This window comes from Elstera cyanobacteriorum (assembly GCF_002251735.1).
Classification (GTDB): Bacteria; Pseudomonadota; Alphaproteobacteria; order Elsterales; family Elsteraceae; genus Elstera; species Elstera cyanobacteriorum.
In genome coordinates this window covers 87,732-107,572 of the sequence record NZ_NOXS01000029.1, presented here as the reverse complement: position 1 = coordinate 107,572, position 19,841 = coordinate 87,732, and the positions used below count along the sequence as shown (strand labels likewise).

Sequence of the window (19,841 nt, the reverse complement as noted above, 5' to 3'; positions counted from 1 at the left end):
GTCACCCCCCTTGCATCGGCACGAGAATTTCCACCTCGTCGCCCTCACTCAACAGCAGTGCCGGGCGCTGGCGCTTCCCAACGAATAGGCGGTTCCAGGCGGTGGCAACGGTCGCGTCGGGATCGCTACCCGTGCGGGCCAGGAATTCCGCCACCAACTGGCCGAGCGTTTCGACGGGCCAATCGCCCACCTCACCATTCACTGTCACGCGCATTGCGCAGCCTCCTGCAGAGCCAGATCGGCCACCTGCCGAGCCAGATGATGGGCCAGCAAGAAGCCGTGACGATAGGCGCCGTTTACCCGGATCACCCGCCCGTCGCGGCGGACGGCCGGGATATTGTCCGGGTAGGCCGGGCGGATATGGGCGGCGGTTTCCAAAATCTCCGCCTCGGCAAACCCCGGATGCACCGCCCAGAGCGCCGCGAGAAGATCGAGCGCCGCTTTGACCGTGACCGGCTTGCGGTCATCGCTCTCCACCATCGTCGCGCCGAGCATATAGGCCCCGCCGCCGCGCGGCACGAGGTAACAGGGATGGCGCGGGTGGATCAGGCGGATCGGGCGGGTGATCGTAACCTCGGGGCAGTGCAGCAAGATCATCTCCCCCCGCACGGCGCGCAGGGTGGCGATCTCTGGGCGCGCCGCAATGCCGCGTGCGTCGATCAGCAGATCGACCCCAGCAAGATCATCCGTTCGCCCCGCCCGCCCCCACTGAACGCTTAGCTTTTCGGCCAGAGAGGCCAGCGCAGCGCGCGGGTCGAGATGGGCTTCGTCGGGATAGAAAATCCCTTGGGTATGCTTTTCCGCCAACGCCGGTTCCAAGGCCGCCAGCGCCGCCCCCGCCACCCGCTGCCCCCCGACCGATTGACGCAGGAAGCGCGGCAACTCCCCCTGATCACGCGGCGCGGCGAGGACGAGAGAGCCGCGCCGGATTACCTGCACCCCCTGCGCCTCCCACCAATCAGCCCCGCCCGCCGCCGCCGCTACCACGGCAGGTGGTGCGCTTTCCGCTTCGCACCCCGGGGCGAGCATCCCGCCCGCAAGATAGGAACAGGTGGCAAGACCGAGCGCTTCCGCCCGGTCCCACACTTCTACCGCTGCCCCGCGCGCCGCAAGCTCCGCCGCGCAGGCCAGACCGAAGACGCCCGCCCCCAGCACGCGGACGCGCGGGTTACTCCGCTGGGACATAGAGATCCCCCGCCTCGCGGTATTTCTCCGACATTTCGGCCATCCCCGCCGTCCGCGCTTCGTCGCGAATTTCCTGCGAGATGCGCATAGAGCAGAATTTCGGCCCGCACATGGAGCAGAAATGCGCGAGCTTATGGGCTTCCTTCGGCAGGGTTTGATCGTGGAAATCCCGCGCGGTTTCTGGGTCGAGCGCCAGATTGAACTGATCCTCCCACCGGAATTCAAAGCGCGCGCGGGACAAAGCATCATCACGCAACCGCGCCGCCGGATGCCCCTTGGCGAGATCGGCGGCATGGGCGGCGATCTTGTAGGAGATGACGCCCACCTTTACGTCGTTACGATCCGGCAGGCCCAAATGCTCCTTCGGCGTGACGTAGCACAGCAAGGCGGTACCGAACCAACCGATCATCGCCGCGCCGATGGCCGAGGTCAGGTGATCATAGCCCGGCGCAATATCGGTCGTCAGTGGCCCGAGGGTATAGAAGGGCGCCCCGCCGCAAACGGCCAACTGCTTGTCCATATTCGCCTTGATCTTATGCATCGGCACATGGCCGGGGCCTTCGATCATCACTTGGCAGTCCTTGGCCCAGGCGATCTTGGTCAGCTCGCCCAGGGTTTCCAACTCGGCAAACTGCGCGGCGTCATTGGCGTCGGCGGTGGAACCGGGGCGCAGGCCATCGCCCAGGGAGAAGCTAACGTCATAGGCGCGGCAGATGTCGCAAATCTCATCGAAATGCGTGTAGAGGAAATTTTCCTTGTGATGCGCCAGGCACCATTTGGCGATGATCGAGCCGCCGCGCGAGACGATGCCTGTCACCCGGTCTGCCGTCAGCGGGATATAGGCCAGCCGCACGCCCGCGTGGATGGTGAAGTAATCGACGCCCTGTTCGGCCTGTTCGATCAGTGTATCGCGGAAAATCTCCCAGGTCAGATCCTCGGCAACCCCGTTTACTTTTTCCAAGGCCTGATAAATCGGCACGGTGCCGATGGGGACCGGGGAGTTCCGCACCACCCATTCGCGGATATTGTGGATATTGCGGCCCGTCGAAAGGTCCATCACCGTATCGGCGCCCCAGCGGATCGCCCAAACCAGCTTATCCACTTCCTCCGCCATGCTGGAGGTGACGGCGGAATTGCCGATATTGGCGTTGATCTTGGTCAAGAAATTCCGCCCGATCACCATCGGCTCAAGCTCCGGGTGATTGATATTGGCGGGCAAAATGGCGCGGCCTTCGGCGATTTCCTTCCGCACAAATTCCGGCGTGATGAAATCTGGGATCTCTGCGCCGAAGGGTTCGCCGTCGCGCGCTAAGGCTTCTTTCGCCTGCTTGCGGCCCATATTCTCGCGCAACGCCGCCACTTCCATTTCTGGGGTGATGATCCCGGCGCGGGCATAGGCCATCTGGGTCACGGCTTTCCCGGCCTTGGCGCGGCGTGGGGTATGAACCACCGGGAAAGGCTTGGCAGAGCCTTGGGCGCGCAGGGCAGCGGCAAGGGCGCTCTCATAGGCTTCCGTATCCCCCTGCGCCTCCACCCAGGCGGTGCGCGGGCGCGGCAGGCCCTTTCGAATGTCGATGGTCACCGTGGGATCGCTATAGGGGCCGGAGGTATCATAGACCGGAAAGGGCGGCTCCCCCGCTGATGGGTGGAGGTGGATAAGCCGCAGCGGCGCCCGAATATCGGCGCGCGAACCGGTAACATAGGTTTTTTCGGACGCAGGCAGCGCCCCAGTGGTGACTTTAAATTCCTGCATCGAGCCTCTCCCGATAAAGATCAGAGACAGACCCGGTACGGCGGGGATGACACGGGGGACGGCAGCAAATCCCGATACAGGTGAATAGCACGCCGAGCGTTCGGTCCCTTCGCCGGTATGAACCGGATCAGGTTCTAAGGGTCGCTTTGCTGGTATTTGATACCTAAAAGCCTCTCAGCCCCTTAGCGGGACTCCCCTCGAAACGAGGACCAGATGACACGCTTCGACCGGGGGCGTCAAGCCGGGGATGGGGGGAGTTTCAAATCTTGAACAAAACCCCCACCACGCGCGGCAAAACCGCTATCGAAGGTCACGAGCTTATCCGCCTTCGCCCGCTGGGCTTCATGCAGGATGACGCCATCGGCGAAATCACCGCCCGCCGCGAGCATCCTTAACCCCGCCTCCGCCGCCGGATGGTCGACCTCAACGCCCGCGCTATCGATCAGGTCGCGCAAGGCCCGTAAGATTTCCACCGTCGGCAGCTTGTAGCTTTGGCGAAGAACCCAAACCGTCTCGCACAGCACAAGAATTGGGATGAAGAGGCCCGCCGCCTCGGTCAGCACCGCTGCTGCGCGGCCGGATTGCACGGGATCGTCCCGGGTTAGGAACCGCACAAGAACATTGGTATCGGCCGCCACTTTCATCGCGTGGCCATATCCTCGATGGCCGCCTGCATCGCTTCGAGCGATACCGGTTCCACCCCTTCCCGCGAGAGGGCGCCATAAAGACTACCAAGGCTTCGACGAGGGCCGCCCCCCTTGAGTTCAACCCGCCCATCAGGCTTCAGGACGATATTCAGCCGGTCGCCGGGCTTAACGCCAAGATGATCAAGGATCGCCTTTTTCAGCGTCACCTGCCCTTTCCCCGTGACGGTCAGTTCGACCCGCATTTCCTTACCTCCATGTAAGGCAATATTTTCCTTACTATGATCTTTGCCCTGTCTGCCCGCAAGCCTCCCACGGCGATGGCCGCATCTTGCCTAGATACAACCACCAAGGATTGCTACCATCTTATCCGTCATCATTTTTCCGAGAGAATTCGATGCGCTATCTCCCTCTTTGGACTTTATGTCTTTTCCTGACGGTCGGAACCGGCGGCGCGGTCATCGCGCAAAGCTGTACCCCCATCCCCGACACCGCAGCGTCTTTCCAGTTGACGCTAACCGGCGGCGCCGTGCCGGATAACTTCTACATGACGTCCCTGTCCATTCCGGGCGGGGAGAGTGCGAATGTCGTCATCGATACCGGTTCGACCGGGGTCGTGGTCAGCAGTAGCAAAGTATCTGCCGCTGCCTTTGCCAAAGCCACCCAAGACGGCCATATCCTCTACAATAGTTCCAATAAATTCTTCGGCGGCAAATATGTAAAGACGCCGGTGGTGTTCCAAACCGAAGGCGGCGGATCGGTGCAGACCAATCCCATCGACGTGCTCGCCGTTAGTTGCACCTGCGGTGTTAGCCAAACCGCACCGACCAATCAGGCTGCCCCTAATCCCGCGCGTTGCTCTAGCTACAACGGTACACCGCCAACGCAAGGCTCGACGCGCAGCAGCCTGACCCAATGCCAGGCCGCCCCCGATAGCATCGCCATGATGGGCGTCGGGTTCGACCGCGGCGGGCGGTCGTCTGCCCTGAACCCCTTCCTGAATCTCGCCGCGCCAACGGGCAAGACCCTTCACCCCGGCTATATTATTTCGAAAGCGGGCGTCACCCTCGGCCTGACGGCGGAAAACGTCAAACCGTTCAAAACCGTGCAGCTTCAGCCGAATACCAAGATGCCGGGCACGGAATGGCTGCAACCGAACGCCTGCGCTACCGTGGCCGCGCCCGGGGGGACGCCCAGTGTCAAACTCTGTGGCGGCATGCTGATGGATACCGGCATCGACTTTATGTTCCTGTCATTCAACGCCAGCCAACGTCCGGCGGGATCGACCACGCCGAGCGCCGGTCCCTATGATGGGGCGAACCGCACCATCCTCACCCCCGGTTGGCCTATGACCTTCACCGCCTCGGGTCAGGACCAGCAGACTTTGCTGACTTATACCCAGACCGCCGTACAGACTAACGCCGCCCCTACCCCACAGCAGACCGTGGCCGTCTGGGCGGGGTCAACGTCCACCAGCGGCTTCATGAACACCGGGCGGCGGCTGCTCTATTCCTCCGCCTATCTCTTCGATCAGCAATGCGGCAAGCTCGGGTTTGCCGCCTATTGATCTGGCGCATTGCACCGGGCGGGGCGGGCCGCTATATCCCGCCCTATGAGCACGCCCGATCCGACCGTCGAAACCCTCTTCGTCACCAAACTCTACCGCGCCGAACTGTTGGGCGCGGGGTTGAACGACGAGCTTCTCGCCGCCTGCCTTGCCGCTGCCGAGGATGACGAGGCGGGGCAAATCTGGTCGGAAGAAAACGGCTATCCCGGCTATACATCCTATGCCTCGCTTGATGATCTCGGATGGCGCTTCCCCGCGATGAAGGCGCTGGTGAAGCAACTCGATAAACATGCCAAGGCTTTCGCCAAGCTGCTCGACTGGGATTTGGGCGACCGGAAGCTGGTGCTGGATTCGCTGTGGATCAACGTGCTGGAGCCGGGCGGCTTCCATAGCGGTCATATCCATCCCGGCAGTGTTCTGAGCGGCACCTATTACGTCTCGGTCCCCGATGGCGCGGGCGCCATTACCTTCGAAGACCCGCGCCTGCCGCGCATGATGGCCGCGCCACCGAAGAAAAAAAAGGCCAGCCGCGACCAGCAGGCTTTCGTTCCCGTCGCGCCTGCCCCCGGCTCGGTCCTGCTGTGGGAAAGCTGGATGCACCATGCGGTGCCGCTAAATCGGGCGGAGGCGGAGCGCGTGTCGATCAGCTTCAACTACGCTTGGCGCTGACCGGATTTTTTCTGATCCGTCTGAAATTTCACGACAGGTCAGCCCCCTATGGGATTGACCTGCTAAATCACTTTATGGTCCGGCCCGAAAAACCTCCGCCTTTCCCGATCTTCGAACCCCGTCGCTTGCGCCCAGTGCCAAGGAAAAGTTTTCGTATATAAACCCTATATTTCTGAGGCTGATTATTTTAGCAGCAGCCGCCTTATGCCGCCTAAAAAATCATCACATTGCATACAGGGGACGGTGAGAACTGACGGCAGCTGACCGAACCAACCATCATATCGCCGCATTCCGTAAGGAAATTACGCAAAATCCCCTACAAAGCCCCCCGCCCAGCCCCGTGTGGCAAAAGTTGGCCTGCCCCTTGCAAATCCGCATCCCAGCCAACGAAAACCAACGAGGAGGCTGTGATGAAGTTTACGAGACGGGCGATTCTGGGGGCGGCCACGGTTGCGGCACTGTCGAGCTTTTCGGGCTTGAGCGCGCTTGCGCAATCGTCCGATACGATCAAGATCGGCATCCTCCACTCGCTCTCCGGCACGATGGCCATCAGCGAAACCACGCTGAAGGATGCCATGCTGATGCTCATTGACGAGCAGAACAAAAAGGGCGGCGTGCTGGGCAAGAAGCTGGAAGCGGTCGTCGTCGATCCGGCCTCCAACTGGCCGCTGTTCGCCGAAAAGGCCCGCGAACTGATCACCCAGCAAAAAGTTTCCGCCGTGTTCGGCTGCTGGACCTCGGTGTCGCGCAAGTCGGTTTTGCCGGTTTTCAAGGAACTCAATAATATTCTGTTCTACCCCGTGCAATATGAAGGGGAAGAAAGCGAAAAGAACGTCTTCTACACCGGCGCGGCCCCGAACCAGCAGGCCATCCCGGCCGTCGATTATCTGATGAGCAAAGACGGCGGCGATGTGAAGCGTTGGGTGCTCGCGGGCACGGACTATGTGTATCCGCGCACCACGAATAAGATTCTCGAAGCGTATCTGCTGGCCAAGGGTGTCGCCAAAGACGACATCATGATCAACTATACGCCGTTCGGGCATTCCGATTGGCAGACCATCGTTGCCGATATTAAGAAGTTCGGCTCCGCCGGTAAGAAGACCGCCGTGGTCTCCACCATCAACGGCGACGCCAATGTGCCCTTCTATAAGGAACTGGCGAACGCGGGCATCAAGGCAACCGATATTCCGGTCGTCGCTTTCTCGGTCGGGGAAGAAGAGCTGGCCGGCGTCGATACTAAGAACCTCGTCGGCCATCTCGCCGCCTGGAACTACTTCCAGTCGGTGAAAGCCCCCGCCAATAGCGACTTTATCGCTAAGTGGCAGGCCTTCACGAAGAACCCGAAGCGCGTGACCAACGACCCGATGGAAGCCCATTACATCGGCTTCAATATGTGGGTGAAGGCGGTCGAAAAGGCGAAGTCCTTCGATCCCGAAGCCGTCATCGCCGCCCTGCCGGGCATCGAAGCGCCCAATCTGACGGGCGGCGTGTCGAAGATGCTGCCGAACCATCACATCACCAAGCCGGTGATGATCGGCGAAATCCGCGCCGATGGTCAGTTCGACGTTGTGTGGCAGACGAAGGATCTCGTTCCGGGCGACGCTTGGTCGGACTTCCTTGATGGGTCGAAAGACCTCGAAGCCGATTGGGTCGGCAAGAAGTGCGGCAACTTCAACACCAAGACCAATAGCTGCGGCGGCTAAACCTTCGCGGATACGACGGGCGGGGCCGGGTTTTCCGGCCCCTTTCCCGCCCCTTCATTTGTTTGTGGATAGAGCATGACCAGATTTCTGCGCGCGCTCCTCGTCGTCGGCCTTTGTCTGGGCGCCCTGCCCGGTCTGGCGCAGGATGCCTTCGAAACCGGCCTTCAGCGCCTGGCGCAGGATAGTTTCGGCGAGACAACCACGGCTATTTCGGAAATCGCCACCTCGGGCGCGCCGAATGCCGCCCTGGTGATCGAAGCCCTGGCCGACGGGCGGTTATTTTTTACCGCCGATAAGCAAATTTATGTGAAGAAACCGACGGGCGAATTTATCGATGCCCGCACCGGTGCCGCCCTCGCCGCCGAACCCACCGGCGGCAGCGCCGTGCGGCTCAACAACCGGGTGCGCAATGTCGTGCAAGGGGCGCTCGGCAACCTCGGCATTCTCAGCAGCGATCCGGTAAAGCGCAAGGAGGCGGCTTTGGCCGTCCTGCGCTCCAAGGATGCAACGGCCCTGCCCGCACTGGAAACGGCGATCAAGCAGGAAAAGGACCGCGCCATTCTGCGCACGCTGGAAACTGCCCGCGCTGCGATTTTTGTCACCAAACCCGACGCCTCGGACGCCGACCGGCTGGCCGCCATCGGGGCACTCCGCGAGGTTGGCAATCAGGACGCGCTCGCCACCCTGCGCGGGCTGCCCACGAGCGTTTCTGCCCCGGTGGCTGAGGCTGCGAAAGCCGCCATCGGCGGGATCGAAAGCCGCCTCGCCCTCTGGGAGGTCGTGCAGACCGCTTGGTACGGGCTATCGCTCGGCTCTGTCCTACTGCTCGCCGCCATTGGGCTGGCTATTACCTTCGGTGTGATGGGCGTTATTAACATGGCCCACGGCGAAATGGTGATGATCGGCGCCTATACGACCTTCGTGGTGCAAGAAGTGATCCGCGCGCGCTTTCCCGGCCTGTTCGATTATTCGCTGGTCTTCGCGCTGCCGCTGGCCTTCCTAACCGCCGGTCTGGTCGGTCTGATCATCGAACGCACCGTCATTCGCTTCCTCTATGGTCGCCCGCTGGAAACCCTGCTGGCCACTTGGGGCGTCAGCCTGATTTTGCAGCAGGCGGTGCGCACCTATTTCGGGCCGACCAATCAGGCGGTGGGCGCCCCGGCCTTCATGTCGGGCCTCATCGAAGTCGGCGGCTTGTCGATCACCCTCGGGCGGTTGTGGATCATCGTTTTCGCCTTCCTGGCCTTCCTCGCCCTGCTGGGCGCCCTGCGCTACACCAGCTTCGGTTTGCAAATCCGCGCGGTGACGCAGAACCGCCGCATGGCCGCCAATATGGGCATCCGCACCAATTACATCGACGCGCTGACCTTTGCCTTAGGCTCCGGCATCGCCGGGGTGGCGGGCGTCGCGCTATCGCAGATCGACAATGTGTCGCCCAACCTGGGGCAAAGCTACATCATCGATAGTTTCATGGTCGTGGTCTTCGGCGGCGTCGGCAATCTCTGGGGCACGCTGGTGTCCGCCCTGTCGCTCGGCATCGCCAATAAGATTTTGGAACCTTTCGCCGGGGCGGTTTTGGGAAAAATCCTGATCCTCGTCGGCCTCATCCTCTTCGTTCAGAAAAAACCGCGCGGGCTGTTCCCGCAAAAGGGACGGGGTGTCGAAGCATGACCTCGGGCGTCTTTTCCGCGATTTCCGACCGGGGCAGCGGCGTTTTCATTGCCATTCTGGTGGCCGCCGCCTTGCTAATCCCCGCCTCCAACCTACTGTTGCCGCCCGACTCGGCCCTGCATGTGCCGACCCATCTGGTATCCTTGCTGGGAAAATACCTGTGCTATGCCATGCTGGCGGTGGCGCTCGATCTGGTCTGGGGCTATTGCGGCATCCTTTCGCTCGGCCACGGCGCCTTCTTCGCCCTCGGCGGTTACGCGATGGGCATGTATCTGATGCGCCAGATCGGGCCGCGCGGGGTTTATGCTAATCCGATCCTGCCGGACTTCATGGTCTTCCTGAATTGGAAGGAGCTGCCGTGGTTCTGGCAGGGGTTCGACATGTTCCCCTTCGCGCTGCTGATGGTGCTGGTCGTGCCGAGCCTTTTGGCCTTTGTCTTCGGCTGGCTGGCCTTCCGCTCCCGTGTCACCGGCGTCTACCTGTCGATCATCACCCAGGCGATGACCTATGCCCTGCTGCTGGCCTTCTTCCGCAACGATATGGGCTTTGGCGGCAATAATGGGCTGACCGACTTTAAGGACATCCTGGGCTTCAATTTGCAGGCGGACGGCACGCGCATGACGCTGTTCGCCCTGACCGCCCTGGGCCTCGTGCTGTGCTATTGGATCAGCCGGGTCTTGGTTACCTCCACCTTCGGGAAGGTGCTGATCGCCATTCGCGACGCCGAGAGTCGCACGCGGTTTATCGGCTATCGGGTGGAGCATTATAAACTGGTCGCCTTCACCGTTTCCGCCGCGATGGCCGGGCTGGCCGGGGCGCTGTATGTGCCGCAGGTCGGAATTATCAACCCGTCGGAATTTGCGCCGGGCAACTCCATCGAAGCTGTCATATGGGTCGCGGTCGGCGGGCGCGGCACCTTGATCGGCGCGGCACTGGGCGCCCTGATCGTCAACTTCCTGAAAACCACCTTCACCACCGGCGCGCTGGCCCCCTACTGGCTGTTCATGCTGGGCGGCCTCTTCATCGCCACCACCCTCTTCTTGCCGAAGGGTGTGGTGGGCGGGGCAAGGGCCTTTTGGGAAAAGCGCAAGACGACAAAAGCGGCGGCTGAAACCGCCCCGGCGGCGGAGTAGACCGATGAGCGTGACCGTTCCTGTTTCCGCCAGCCTGCTGTATGTCGATGGCGTCACCGTTTCCTTCGACGGCTATAAAGCCCTGCGCGGCCTATCGCTTTACCTCGCGCCGGGGGAAATGCGCGCCATCATCGGCCCCAACGGCGCGGGCAAAACGACGATGATGGACGTCATCACCGGCAAAACCCGCCCCGATACCGGTGATGTGCTGTTCGGCGGGCGGCACGATCTGACCCAGATGGACGAAGCCGCTATCGCCAACCTTGGCATTGGGCGCAAGTTCCAGAAGCCGACCGTGTTCGAAAGCCTGAGCGTGACCGATAATCTGCGCCTCGCCCTCAAGGGTGCCCGCAGCCCCGGATCGGCCCTGTTCGGCGCGCGCAACCGCATCACCGAAGACGATATCGCCGCGATCCTAACGCGCATCCGCCTGATTGATCATCGCCACCGTATCGCGGGGGCGCTGAGCCACGGGCAGAAGCAATGGTTGGAAATCGGCATGTTGCTGGCGCAAGACCCGAAGCTGCTGCTGGTCGATGAACCCGTCGCCGGGATGACCGATGCAGAGACGGAAGATACCGCCCATCTGCTGCGCGATATTTCGCAGACGCACTCGGTGGTGGTTGTGGAGCATGATATGCACTTTATCCGCATGCTTGGTGTAACCGTCACCTGCCTGCACGAAGGCGCGGTGCTGGCGGAAGGCACGATCGACGAAGTGTCGTCGAACGAGCGCGTTATCGAAGTTTATCTCGGCCGGTAGGAACGCCCCATGCTCAACGTCGAGAATATCGATCTTCACTATGGTGCCGCCCAAGCGCTGCGCGACGTTTCCATTACGGCGACGCCCAGCAAGATTACCTGCGTGCTCGGGCGCAATGGCGTTGGTAAGACCAGCCTGCTGCGCGCCATCGTTGGCCAGCAGGGGATTTCGCGCGGGAAAATCCTGTGGAACGGCGAGGATATTGCAAAACTGCCGCCCTACCGCCGGGCGCGCCAAGGCGTTGCCATCGTCCCGCAGGGGCGCGAGATTTTCCCGCTGCTGACGGTGAAGGAGAACCTTGAAACCGGGTTCGCCGGGCTGCCGCGCAAAGAGCGCTATATTCCCGATAGCGTCTTCGCCCTCTTCCCGGTGTTGGAAGAGATGCTGGGGCGGCGTGGCGGCGATTTGTCGGGCGGGCAGCAGCAACAGCTCGCCATCGGTCGCGCCCTGGTGATGCGGCCGAAGCTACTGGTGCTGGACGAGCCGACCGAGGGGATTCAGCCCTCGATCATCAAGGATATCGGCAAGGCCCTATCCTTCTTGCGCGAAACCACCGATATGGCGATCCTGTTGGTGGAGCAATATTTCGAGTTTGCCCGCGATTTGGCCGATACTTACGCCGTGATGGATCGCGGTCAGGTGGTGCTGGCGGGCACCCGTTCAGAGATGGTCGAAACGGATGTTCGCCGCCACCTTGCCGTCTGACCCATCGCCCCGCCCCGGCCTGGCGCGCGTGCGCGTCGTCGGAGGGGTGCGCGCCAGTTTAAACGAGGGGCCGCGCTGCACCGCCATCGGGCAATTGCACGAAAGCGGCGGCTATCGGCTGATGCGCCCGCGCTCCGACCACGGGTTCGAAGGCGTCGTCATCAATACGGGCGGCGGCATGGTCGGCGGCGATCAGATCACCCTGCACGTCAGCGCTGAAGCTGGCAGCCGGGGGCTGATCACCACCCAATCGGCGGAGCGCGTCTATCGCGCCGCCGATCTAAGTGAAACCCGCGTCGATACCCGCCTGCGTGTCGGCGCCGGGGCCAATCTCGCGTGGCTGCCGCAAGGAACCATCCTATTCGACGGCGCCCGCCTGACCCGCCGCCTGCACGTCGATCTGGCGCCGGACGCGCATTTCCTCGCTGGGGAAATGCTGGTGTTCGGGCGCACCGCGTCGGGCGAGCGGATGGCCAAGGGCAGCCTGCGCGATGTGTGGCGCGTGTTTCGTGGCGACCGGTTAATCTATGCCGATACAGTGCGGATCGAGGGCGATATTGATGCCCAATTGCAGCGCCCCGGCATTGGCGGCGGCGCGCGGGTGGTCGGCGTCCTGCTGGCCGTGCGGCCCGATGCGCTGGACCTGCTCGGCCTCGTGCGCGACCGGCTGGCGGGGGCCGCCTGCCGTATCGCCGCCAGCGCTTGGGATGATATGCTGATCGTGCGCGGGCTGGCTGATCGGTTGGAGCCGCTGGCCCAGGGTTTCGCCGCCGTCGCCCCGTTGCTGATGGGCCGCCCGCTGCCCCGCGTTTGGAGTCTCTGAAAAATGCACGAGTCTGCCCGATGAACCTAACCCCGCGTGAAAAAGATAAGCTGCTGATCGCCATGGCCGCGATGGTCGCCCGCCGCCGTCTCGAGCGGGGCGTGAAGCTCAATCACCCGGAAGCGATTGCCCTGATCACCGATTTCGTCGTCGAAGGCGCGCGCGACGGGCGCAGCGTTGCCGATCTGATGAGCGCGGGCGCCCAGGTGTTGCGCCGCGATCAGGTGATGGACGGCATCGCCGAGATGATCCACGACGTTCAGGTGGAAGCGACTTTTCCCGACGGCACGAAGCTTGTGACCGTCCACCAACCGATCCGTTAAGGGAGGCCCCTAGAATGAACCGCAGCATCCTCGCCTTCTTGGCCGCCCTGACCGCCGCCACCCCCGCCTTCGCCCATCTCGATCCGATTGCCCACGGCTCGCTCGCGGCGGGCCTCAGCCATCCGCTGACGGGCCTCGATCATTTGCTGGCGATGATCACGGTCGGTCTCTGGTCCTCGGTGATCGGCGGGCGGGCGCTCTGGGCGATGCCCCTGGCCTTTGTCGGCTGCATGGCGGTCGGCTTTGCGTTGGCGCTGAATGGCGTCGCTCTGCCGTTCGTCGAGCCGGGCATCCTTGCTTCGGTCATCGTCCTTGGGCTGCTGACCGCGTTTGCGGCCAAGATGCCCACTGCTTTGGGCGCGGCGCTGGTTGGCGTTTTCGCGCTGTTTCACGGCCATGCCCACGGTGGCGAGGTGGGCGATGCCGCCACCCTCAGCTTCGGCATCGGTTTTGCGATCTCGACGGCGGCGCTTCATCTGGCGGGCATCGCCTTCGGCCTGAAGCAGAAGCATCTGATCGTCACCCGCCTCTCGGGCGCGGCAGCGGCAGCGGCGGGCGTTGCCCTCGCGGTTGCAGGCTAAGGAGCTGACGGTATGATCCCCGGCGAAATCCTGCCGCAAGACGGCGAGCTTGAACTCAATAAAGGCCGCGACAGTATCACCCTAACGGTCGCCAACAGCGGTGACCGCCCGGTGCAGGTCGGTAGCCACTATCATTTCGCCGAAACCAACGCGGCCCTGGTTTTCGACCGGGCGGCGGCGCAGGGCTACCGGCTGGATATTGCGGCGGGAACGGCGGTTCGCTTCGAGCCGGGCCAGTCGCGGACCGTCAATCTGGTTGCCGTCAGCGGCGCGCGGAAAATCTATGGCTTTCGTCAGGCGACAATGGGCGCTTTGCCGCCCGCCGTGTCCCCAGGCCCCTCGCCCCGCAACGGGCCGACGCGGATGTCCCGCTCCGCCTATGCCGATATGTTCGGACCGACCAAGGGCGATAAGGTCCGCCTCGCCGATACCGGGCTGATCATCGAGGTGGAGGCCGATTACACGACTTATGGCGAGGAAGTGAAATTCGGCGGCGGCAAGGTGATCCGCGACGGTATGGGCCAGTCGCAAGCGACGCGCGCTGACGGGGCCGTCGATACGGTCATTACCAATGCGCTGATTTTCGATGCGGTTACCGGCATCATCAAGGCCGATATCGGCCTGAAAGACGGGTTGATCGCCGCGATTGGCAAAGCCGGGAACCCGGACATTCAGCCAGATGTCACCATTATCATCGGTCCTGGGACGGAGGTGATCGCCGGGGAAGGCAAGATCATCACGGCCGGGGGCATCGACACGCATATTCACTACATCTGCCCGCAGCAGATCGAAGAAGCACTGATGTCCGGCGTTACGACCATGCTGGGCGGCGGCACCGGCCCCGCCGCCGGGACCAATGCCACCACCTGCACCCCCGGCCCCTGGCATATCGAACGGATGCTGCTGGCCGCCGATAGTTTCCCCATGAACCTCGCCTTCGCCGGTAAGGGCAATGCGGCTTTGCCAGAAGCGTTGGAGGAACAGATCCTCGCCGGGGCCTGCGCCCTGAAACTCCACGAAGATTGGGGCACGACCCCCGCCGCCATCGACAATTGCCTCGCCGTGGCCGACCGCTACGACGTGCAGGTGATGATCCATTCCGATACGCTGAATGAAAGCGGCTTCGTTGAAGATACGATTGCCGCCTTCAAAAACCGCACCATCCACGCCTTCCATACCGAAGGCGCCGGGGGCGGCCATGCGCCGGATATTATGCGGGTTGCCGGGCTGCCGAACGTGCTGCCCTCCTCCACCAACCCAACCCGCCCCTTCACGGTGAATACGCTCGATGAGCATCTCGATATGCTTATGGTCTGCCATCACCTGGATTCGAGCATTTCGGAAGATCTTGCCTTCGCCGAAAGCCGCATCCGCAAGGAAACCATTGCAGCAGAAGATATTCTGCACGATATGGGCGCGCTCGCCATGATGTCATCGGACAGTCAGGCAATGGGCCGCATTGGCGAGGTGATCCTGCGCACTTGGCAAACCGCCCATAAGATGAAGCTGCAACGGGGCGCGCTAGGGCCGGACGCTGAGAGCGGCAACGATAATTTCCGCGCCAAGCGCTATATCGCCAAATATACCATCAACCCCGCCCGCTCCCACGGGATGCATAAGCACATCGGCTCGGTCGAAATCGGCAAGCTCGCCGATCTCGTCGTCTGGTCGCCCGCCTTCTTCGGCGTTAAGCCCGATATGATCCTGAAGGGTGGCATGATCGCGGCGGCGGCGATGGGCGACCCCAACGCCTCGATCCCGACGCCGCAGCCCGTTCACTATCGCCCGATGTTCGGCGCTTTCGGCAAAGCCAAGGCGGCAAGCTGCATCACCTTCGTCTCGAAAGCTGCGCTGGAGAATGGCGTGGCGGCACGCCTCGGCCTAAAAAAGCGGGTGGAGGCGATTGAGAATGTGCGCGGCGGGCTGTCGAAGGCCGATATGGTGCTGAACGACGCGACGCCCGACATTACCATCGACCCGGAAACCTACGAAGTCCGCGCCGATGGCGAGCTTCTGGTCTGCGAACCCGCCCAGGAACTGCCGATGGCGCAGCGGTATTTTCTGTTTTAAGGACAAGTCAGGATATGCAACGGGCAACCAACGTACTGCGGCGCGGCGCTTTCGATCCCGCCGAAGCAACGGCAATGATCACCCTAGACCGGGAACAGCGCTACCGCCGCCGGGTGGTGCTGGCAACCGATGCCGGGGCGGAGTTTCTGCTCGATCTGCCCGAAGCGACCTATCTGGCGGAAGGTGACGCCGTGCAGGGCGATGCCGGGCTGATTATCATCAAGGCCGCCGCCGAACCACTCTTGGAAATCCACGCCCACGGCCCGCGCGCGCTCGCCCGCATCGCCTGGCACATCGGCAACCGCCATATCGCCGCCGAAGTGACCGATAGCGCGATCTACATTCAGCCCGATCATGTGCTGGAGGAGATGATCCGGGGTCTGGGCGGGCATGTCCACCACGTCTCTCGCCCCTTCGAGCCAGAAGGCGGGGCCTATGGCGGCCATACCTCGCTTCAGCATGGCCATAGTCACGGCGGGCATTCCCATTCCCACGAACACGACCATGATCACGGGCATGGACACCACCACGACCATTGAGCCTGCGGGCCTGACCGACACGTTACCGGCGGAGCTTTTCCTGTGGCTGTCGCCCGCTTTTCCGGTGGGCGGCTTCGCCTTCAGCCATGGGCTAGAAAAGCTGGTGGAGGATCGGGCGGTTACCGACAAGGCCAGCCTGCTGACTTGGCTCGCCGATCTCGCGCAATACGGCTCTTTGCATAACGATCTGCTGCTGCTGGCGGAAGCTTGGCGGGCGGCGCGGGCGCAGGATCGCGCGCGCTTGGCCGCCGCCGCCGACCTCGCCGCTGCGCTGCAGCCAGGGGCCGAGCGGCAGATGGAAACGCTCACCCAGGGCCGGGGCTTCGTCGCCACCTGTCTTGCCGCCTGGGAGGTGCCGAACCTTACGTTCCTGGCGCAGCGGGCGTTGAACCGCATCGCCTATCCAATTTGCATCGGCACCGCCGCCGCCGATCGCAGCGTTGGCCTTTTACCGACGCTGGAAGCCTATGCGTTGGCGTTCTGCGGTAATTTGACCTCGGCAGCCATCCGCCTTAGCGTGATCGGCCAGTTTGACGCCCAACGCATCCATGCCGCCCTGGTGCCCCTACTGAAGACGGCGGCCCTGGATGCGACCGCCGGATGCTTGGAAGATCTCGGCAGCGCCTGTTTTGCGACCGATTTCGCCTCCCTCGCCCACGAAACCCAACATACAAGGTTGTTCCGCTCATGACCGCGCTAAAATTCCCCTCGCCGCATGGCCCCCTGCGCGTTGGTATCGGTGGGCCGGTCGGCAGCGGCAAAACCTCGCTGACCGCCGCCCTGTGCCGGGCGTTGCGCGACCGTTATGATATGGCGGCGATCACCAATGATATTTACACGCGGGAGGACGCCGATGCGCTGATCCGCCTTCAGGCCCTGCCCGCCGACCGGGTGATGGGGGTCGAAACCGGCGGCTGCCCGCATACCGCCATCCGCGAGGATTGCTCGATCAACCTCGCCGCCATTGCCGATATGCGCGCCCGCTTTCCGGCGTTGGAAGTGATCTTGATCGAATCGGGCGGCGATAATCTGGCGGCGACCTTTTCCCCCGATCTGGCCGATCTAACGATTTATGTGATCGACGTGGCCCAGGGCGACGATATCCCGCGCAAGGGCGGGCCGGGCATTACCCGGTCAGACCTGCTGGTCATCAACAAGACCGACCTTGCACCCTATACCGGCGCCCGGCTGGACCGGATGGAAGAAGATGCCCGCAAGGCGCGCGGCCCCCGTCCCTTCGTCTTCACCGCCGTGCGGCATGGCAAGGGGATCGAGGCGATCGTTGAGCATATTGAGACGCTCGGGGGGCTGCGGTAAATTTATAAAAACAACATGTTTAAAATGAACAAGAAATATTTATTTTTAATTACGATCCTTGCCTCACAGGGATGGTTATTATATTTCTATAAACACAATCCAAATTTATCATTGTTGCCAATATTTTTTGTTGGAACTTTTTTCTTCTTCAGAACATTTACCGCAGGATTGAAGCTAAAGATTGATCATGGAAATTTCTCCTATAAAGAGGATTATCGCTCATCAAAATACAGTAATTTCATAAACTCACTACCACCAACCCTTATCTCTTTTGCGTTAATATTTATTGATAAATTTTTCATCTCCAATTAACGATGCTCTATTTTTTAAATACATTTTTAGTCGTCATCTCCGTTTGCGGCGACACATTTGGATGATCGCCAAAGCGCCAATGAGACTCACCCACTTGTTAGGCAATGAGAGGACACTGACGTAAAACAAAATTGGTCTTACAACTTGTCTATTTGTCTTGACAAGATAGCGGTGCCGCACGCTATCCTTCGGGTCATACACGCTCGACCAACGGCAGTCCTTTCGGCTGCCCCGCCGGAGTTGCCCGATGAAGACCTCTGCCGTTCAGCCTGCCGATATCGCCCGCTCCGTCTTTGCCGTGCCGCCGGTGGCCATGTCGGCGGATGGCACGATCAACCGGGCGGAAAACGCCAAGATGATCCGCCATATCGAAGCGGGCGGCGTTTCCAGCCTGCTGTATGGCGGTAATGCCAATATTTACAACTTCGACCTCGAAACCTACCGCGCCATGCTGGATATGCTGGAAGCCAGCGCCGCGCCGGAAAGCTGGGTGATCCCGGCCATTGGCCCGGATTTCGGCAAGATGCTGGATCAGGCCCGCATTCTGCGCGACCGCCCCTACCCGACCGCCCTCACGCTGCCGACGACCGTGGCAACCCATCCGCTGGGGGTCGAGGCCGGGCTACGCCGCACCGCCGAGGTTTTCGGCAAGCCGCTGTTCGTCTATGCCAAGAGCGAAAACTACCTGACCCCGGCGCAATTCGGCGCCCTGGCACGCGACGGCGTGATCTGCGCCATCAAATACGCCATCGAGCGTAAAGGCCCGCGCCACGATGCGTTCCTGGATGCCTTGGTTCAGGAAGTGGACCGCAAGATTATCGTTAGCGGCATGGGGGAACGCCCGGCCCTGACCCATGTGCACGAGTTTAAGCTAGCGGGCTATACCTCCGGCCTCGTTTGCATCCTGCCCGCCGTCTCCCAGGCTTTTCTGAAAGCCGCACAAGCGGGCGATACTGCAAAGGCGGCCAGCATTGCCGCGCGCTTCATCCCGCTGGAAAATGCCCGCGAAAAATACGGCTTCATCCGCGTGCTGCATACGCTGGTTCGCCTCGCGGGCGTTGCCGATACCGGGCCGATCCTGCCGCTGCTCGCTGACCTGACCCCGGCAGAAATCACCGAACTCACGCCGATGCTGGATGTGCTGTTGGAAAAAACCCCGGCTTAGAGGGACGCGGGGCACCGCCCCGAACCCCGCCATAACCCAGGCGGGTCCTGGACCTGCCAAATATAAAAGCGCCTCGGTTCATCGCGGGGCGCTTTCTTCTTTTATAAGAAACCGGGGCCTGGGGGCCGACGCCCCCAGCGGGTGCGGGCAGCGCCCGCGAAACCCTACGGCTCCAGACTATCGGTCAAAATACGCGCGCGGGCGTTGTCGATATGGCTGCGCATGGCGGCGCGGGCTTTTTCCGCATCCTCCGCCCGGATGGCCTCGACGATAACCGAATGTTCCTGCTGCACCTTTTCCAGCCGAACCCGGCTGCGACGTAGCGACAAGCTACGAGCAAGCTGCATCCCGCCTTCAAGCTGAGCGAAGATCGACTTCAGGCTGATTTCGAACAGCTTGTTTCGGGTAGCACGGGCGATGGCCATATGCAGTTCGATATCGGCGTTGGTGCCAACCTCGCCGGTTTCCAGTGTGCGGTCGAGTTCCTGCATCGCCGCGTCGATCTGCTTCATATCGTCGGCCGACCGGCGAATGGCGGCCAGGGCCGCCGTTTCCCCTTCCAGGGCAACGCGGAATTCGAAACAGCGCATTAGATCGGCAATAGAGCCTGCGGGCGCGATGGAGATCATCTCCTCGCTGGGGCGGCGCATGACGTAGGAGCCGGAGCCTTGGCGCGAAACAACCAGCCCATCGGCCTGAAGTCGCGACAAGGCTTCCCGCACTACAGGGCGGGAAACCCCGAATTCCTCACACAAACGAATTTCGGAAGGAAGTCGTTCGCCTTCCGCAAATTCGCCTTTGACGATCCGCGCCAGGATCAATTCGTACAGTTGGTCGCCTAAACGCACGGCCCGAACGGTCGGGTCCAATGCAATCGGCTTGAATGATTTCGATGCCCGCATGATTGTTTCGACTATA

The 19,841-nt window shown here is 61.9% G+C and carries 21 protein-coding genes and 1 riboswitch; of the genes, 15 read left to right on the top strand and 6 right to left on the bottom strand.

Annotated elements, in window-relative coordinates; genetic code table 11:
- Position 1: 1 nt before the first annotated feature.
- The 5 genes from thiS to CHR90_RS05575 form a co-directional block, all read right to left on the bottom strand.
- Positions 2-214 carry a sulfur carrier protein ThiS gene (gene thiS, locus CHR90_RS05595; RefSeq protein ID WP_094408005.1) on the bottom strand — a complete coding sequence of 71 codons (213 nt, stop codon included), beginning with the start codon at positions 212-214 and terminating at the stop codon, positions 2-4.
- Positions 205-1,185 (bottom strand): FAD-dependent oxidoreductase, encoded by a 981-nt coding sequence (locus tag CHR90_RS05590; RefSeq protein ID WP_094408004.1) that lies wholly within the window; start codon positions 1,183-1,185, stop codon positions 205-207. Before CHR90_RS05590 ends, thiS begins: the two co-directional genes overlap by 10 nt.
- Positions 1,169-2,938 (bottom strand): phosphomethylpyrimidine synthase ThiC, encoded by a 1,770-nt coding sequence (gene thiC / locus CHR90_RS05585; protein WP_094408003.1) that lies wholly within the window; start codon positions 2,936-2,938, stop codon positions 1,169-1,171. Before thiC ends, CHR90_RS05590 begins: the two co-directional genes overlap by 17 nt.
- A gap of 86 nt (positions 2,939-3,024) precedes the next feature.
- Positions 3,025-3,146: riboswitch (TPP riboswitch) on the bottom strand.
- A gap of 28 nt (positions 3,147-3,174) precedes the next feature.
- Positions 3,175-3,582 (bottom strand): type II toxin-antitoxin system VapC family toxin, encoded by a 408-nt coding sequence (locus CHR90_RS05580; protein ID WP_094408002.1) that lies wholly within the window; start codon positions 3,580-3,582, stop codon positions 3,175-3,177.
- Positions 3,579-3,827: an AbrB/MazE/SpoVT family DNA-binding domain-containing protein gene (locus tag CHR90_RS05575; RefSeq protein WP_094408001.1), complete on the bottom strand. Its 249-nt coding sequence runs from the start codon at positions 3,825-3,827 to the stop codon at positions 3,579-3,581. Before CHR90_RS05575 ends, CHR90_RS05580 begins: the two co-directional genes overlap by 4 nt.
- Before the next feature lie 152 nt (positions 3,828-3,979).
- Here CHR90_RS05575 and CHR90_RS05570 point away from each other — a divergent pair, with 152 nt between their 5' ends.
- From CHR90_RS05570 to CHR90_RS05500, 15 genes are all read left to right on the top strand, one after another.
- A complete protein-coding gene (locus CHR90_RS05570; RefSeq protein WP_094408000.1) occupies positions 3,980-5,149 on the top strand; it encodes a hypothetical protein in 1,170 nt (389 codons plus the stop codon).
- Positions 5,150-5,194: 45 nt separating this feature from the next.
- Entirely contained in the window at positions 5,195-5,818 is a 624-nt protein-coding gene (locus tag CHR90_RS05565; protein ID WP_094407999.1) for a TIGR02466 family protein, read from the top strand.
- Between the two features lie 410 nt (positions 5,819-6,228).
- Positions 6,229-7,521, top strand: coding sequence for an urea ABC transporter substrate-binding protein (gene urtA, locus CHR90_RS05560; RefSeq protein WP_094407998.1), 1,293 nt, complete (start codon positions 6,229-6,231; stop codon positions 7,519-7,521).
- A gap of 75 nt (positions 7,522-7,596) precedes the next feature.
- Positions 7,597-9,192 (top strand): urea ABC transporter permease subunit UrtB, encoded by a 1,596-nt coding sequence (gene urtB / locus CHR90_RS05555; protein WP_094407997.1) that lies wholly within the window; start codon positions 7,597-7,599, stop codon positions 9,190-9,192.
- Positions 9,189-10,325, top strand: coding sequence for an urea ABC transporter permease subunit UrtC (gene urtC, locus CHR90_RS05550; protein ID WP_094407996.1), 1,137 nt, complete (start codon positions 9,189-9,191; stop codon positions 10,323-10,325). The genes urtB and urtC overlap by 4 nt, the downstream gene beginning before the upstream one ends.
- A gap of 4 nt (positions 10,326-10,329) precedes the next feature.
- Positions 10,330-11,088 carry an urea ABC transporter ATP-binding protein UrtD gene (urtD, locus tag CHR90_RS05545; RefSeq protein ID WP_094407995.1) on the top strand — a complete coding sequence of 253 codons (759 nt, stop codon included), beginning with the start codon at positions 10,330-10,332 and terminating at the stop codon, positions 11,086-11,088.
- Positions 11,089-11,097: 9 nt separating this feature from the next.
- Complete coding sequence (gene urtE / locus CHR90_RS05540; RefSeq protein WP_094407994.1) at positions 11,098-11,793, top strand: urea ABC transporter ATP-binding subunit UrtE; 696 nt, start codon at positions 11,098-11,100, stop codon at positions 11,791-11,793.
- Positions 11,768-12,616 (top strand): urease accessory protein UreD, encoded by an 849-nt coding sequence (locus CHR90_RS05535; protein WP_094407993.1) that lies wholly within the window; start codon positions 11,768-11,770, stop codon positions 12,614-12,616. Before urtE ends, CHR90_RS05535 begins: the two co-directional genes overlap by 26 nt.
- Positions 12,617-12,636: 20 nt before the next feature.
- On the top strand, positions 12,637-12,939 hold the full coding sequence (locus tag CHR90_RS05530) for an urease subunit gamma (RefSeq protein ID WP_094407992.1): 303 nt from the start codon (positions 12,637-12,639) through the stop codon (positions 12,937-12,939).
- Between the two features lie 14 nt (positions 12,940-12,953).
- Entirely contained in the window at positions 12,954-13,520 is a 567-nt protein-coding gene (locus tag CHR90_RS05525) for a HupE/UreJ family protein (protein WP_094407991.1), read from the top strand.
- Positions 13,521-13,532: 12 nt separating this feature from the next.
- Complete coding sequence (gene ureC / locus CHR90_RS05520; RefSeq protein ID WP_094407990.1) at positions 13,533-15,590, top strand: urease subunit alpha; 2,058 nt, start codon at positions 13,533-13,535, stop codon at positions 15,588-15,590.
- Positions 15,591-15,604: 14 nt separating this feature from the next.
- Entirely contained in the window at positions 15,605-16,129 is a 525-nt protein-coding gene (locus CHR90_RS05515) for an urease accessory protein UreE (RefSeq protein ID WP_094407989.1), read from the top strand.
- On the top strand, positions 16,107-16,820 hold the full coding sequence (locus CHR90_RS05510) for an urease accessory protein UreF (protein ID WP_170941300.1): 714 nt from the start codon (positions 16,107-16,109) through the stop codon (positions 16,818-16,820). Before CHR90_RS05515 ends, CHR90_RS05510 begins: the two co-directional genes overlap by 23 nt.
- Positions 16,817-17,446: an urease accessory protein UreG gene (gene ureG, locus CHR90_RS05505; RefSeq protein WP_094407987.1), complete on the top strand. Its 630-nt coding sequence runs from the start codon at positions 16,817-16,819 to the stop codon at positions 17,444-17,446. The genes CHR90_RS05510 and ureG overlap by 4 nt, the downstream gene beginning before the upstream one ends.
- A 559-nt stretch (positions 17,447-18,005) precedes the next feature.
- Positions 18,006-18,923: a dihydrodipicolinate synthase family protein gene (locus CHR90_RS05500; RefSeq protein ID WP_094407986.1), complete on the top strand. Its 918-nt coding sequence runs from the start codon at positions 18,006-18,008 to the stop codon at positions 18,921-18,923.
- A 164-nt stretch (positions 18,924-19,087) separates the two neighbouring features.
- On the opposite strand, the gene CHR90_RS05495 is transcribed toward CHR90_RS05500, so the two are convergent.
- Positions 19,088-19,825: a FadR/GntR family transcriptional regulator gene (locus tag CHR90_RS05495; RefSeq protein ID WP_094407985.1), complete on the bottom strand. Its 738-nt coding sequence runs from the start codon at positions 19,823-19,825 to the stop codon at positions 19,088-19,090.
- Positions 19,826-19,841 lie beyond the last annotated feature (16 nt).

Bases quoted from the DNA above. Each gene is read 5' to 3' on its own strand.
- thiS (WP_094408005.1), bottom strand. From the start codon at position 214: ATGCGCGTGACAGTGAATGGTGAGGTGGGCGATTGGCCCGTCGAAACG.
- CHR90_RS05590 (WP_094408004.1), bottom strand. From the start codon at position 1,185: ATGTCCCAGCGGAGTAACCCGCGCGTCCGCGTGCTGGGGGCGGGCGTC.
- thiC (WP_094408003.1), bottom strand. From the start codon at position 2,938: ATGCAGGAATTTAAAGTCACCACTGGGGCGCTGCCTGCGTCCGAAAAA.
- CHR90_RS05580 (WP_094408002.1), bottom strand. From the start codon at position 3,582: ATGAAAGTGGCGGCCGATACCAATGTTCTTGTGCGGTTCCTAACCCGG.
- CHR90_RS05575 (WP_094408001.1), bottom strand. From the start codon at position 3,827: ATGCGGGTCGAACTGACCGTCACGGGGAAAGGGCAGGTGACGCTGAAA.
- CHR90_RS05570 (WP_094408000.1), top strand. From the start codon at position 3,980: ATGCGCTATCTCCCTCTTTGGACTTTATGTCTTTTCCTGACGGTCGGA.
- CHR90_RS05565 (WP_094407999.1), top strand. From the start codon at position 5,195: ATGAGCACGCCCGATCCGACCGTCGAAACCCTCTTCGTCACCAAACTC.
- urtA (WP_094407998.1), top strand. From the start codon at position 6,229: ATGAAGTTTACGAGACGGGCGATTCTGGGGGCGGCCACGGTTGCGGCA.
- urtB (WP_094407997.1), top strand. From the start codon at position 7,597: ATGACCAGATTTCTGCGCGCGCTCCTCGTCGTCGGCCTTTGTCTGGGC.
- urtC (WP_094407996.1), top strand. From the start codon at position 9,189: ATGACCTCGGGCGTCTTTTCCGCGATTTCCGACCGGGGCAGCGGCGTT.
- urtD (WP_094407995.1), top strand. From the start codon at position 10,330: ATGAGCGTGACCGTTCCTGTTTCCGCCAGCCTGCTGTATGTCGATGGC.
- urtE (WP_094407994.1), top strand. From the start codon at position 11,098: ATGCTCAACGTCGAGAATATCGATCTTCACTATGGTGCCGCCCAAGCG.
- CHR90_RS05535 (WP_094407993.1), top strand. From the start codon at position 11,768: ATGTTCGCCGCCACCTTGCCGTCTGACCCATCGCCCCGCCCCGGCCTG.
- CHR90_RS05530 (WP_094407992.1), top strand. From the start codon at position 12,637: ATGAACCTAACCCCGCGTGAAAAAGATAAGCTGCTGATCGCCATGGCC.
- CHR90_RS05525 (WP_094407991.1), top strand. From the start codon at position 12,954: ATGAACCGCAGCATCCTCGCCTTCTTGGCCGCCCTGACCGCCGCCACC.
- ureC (WP_094407990.1), top strand. From the start codon at position 13,533: ATGATCCCCGGCGAAATCCTGCCGCAAGACGGCGAGCTTGAACTCAAT.
- CHR90_RS05515 (WP_094407989.1), top strand. From the start codon at position 15,605: ATGCAACGGGCAACCAACGTACTGCGGCGCGGCGCTTTCGATCCCGCC.
- CHR90_RS05510 (WP_170941300.1), top strand. From the start codon at position 16,107: ATGGACACCACCACGACCATTGAGCCTGCGGGCCTGACCGACACGTTA.
- ureG (WP_094407987.1), top strand. From the start codon at position 16,817: ATGACCGCGCTAAAATTCCCCTCGCCGCATGGCCCCCTGCGCGTTGGT.
- CHR90_RS05500 (WP_094407986.1), top strand. From the start codon at position 18,006: ATGAAGACCTCTGCCGTTCAGCCTGCCGATATCGCCCGCTCCGTCTTT.
- CHR90_RS05495 (WP_094407985.1), bottom strand. From the start codon at position 19,825: ATGCGGGCATCGAAATCATTCAAGCCGATTGCATTGGACCCGACCGTT.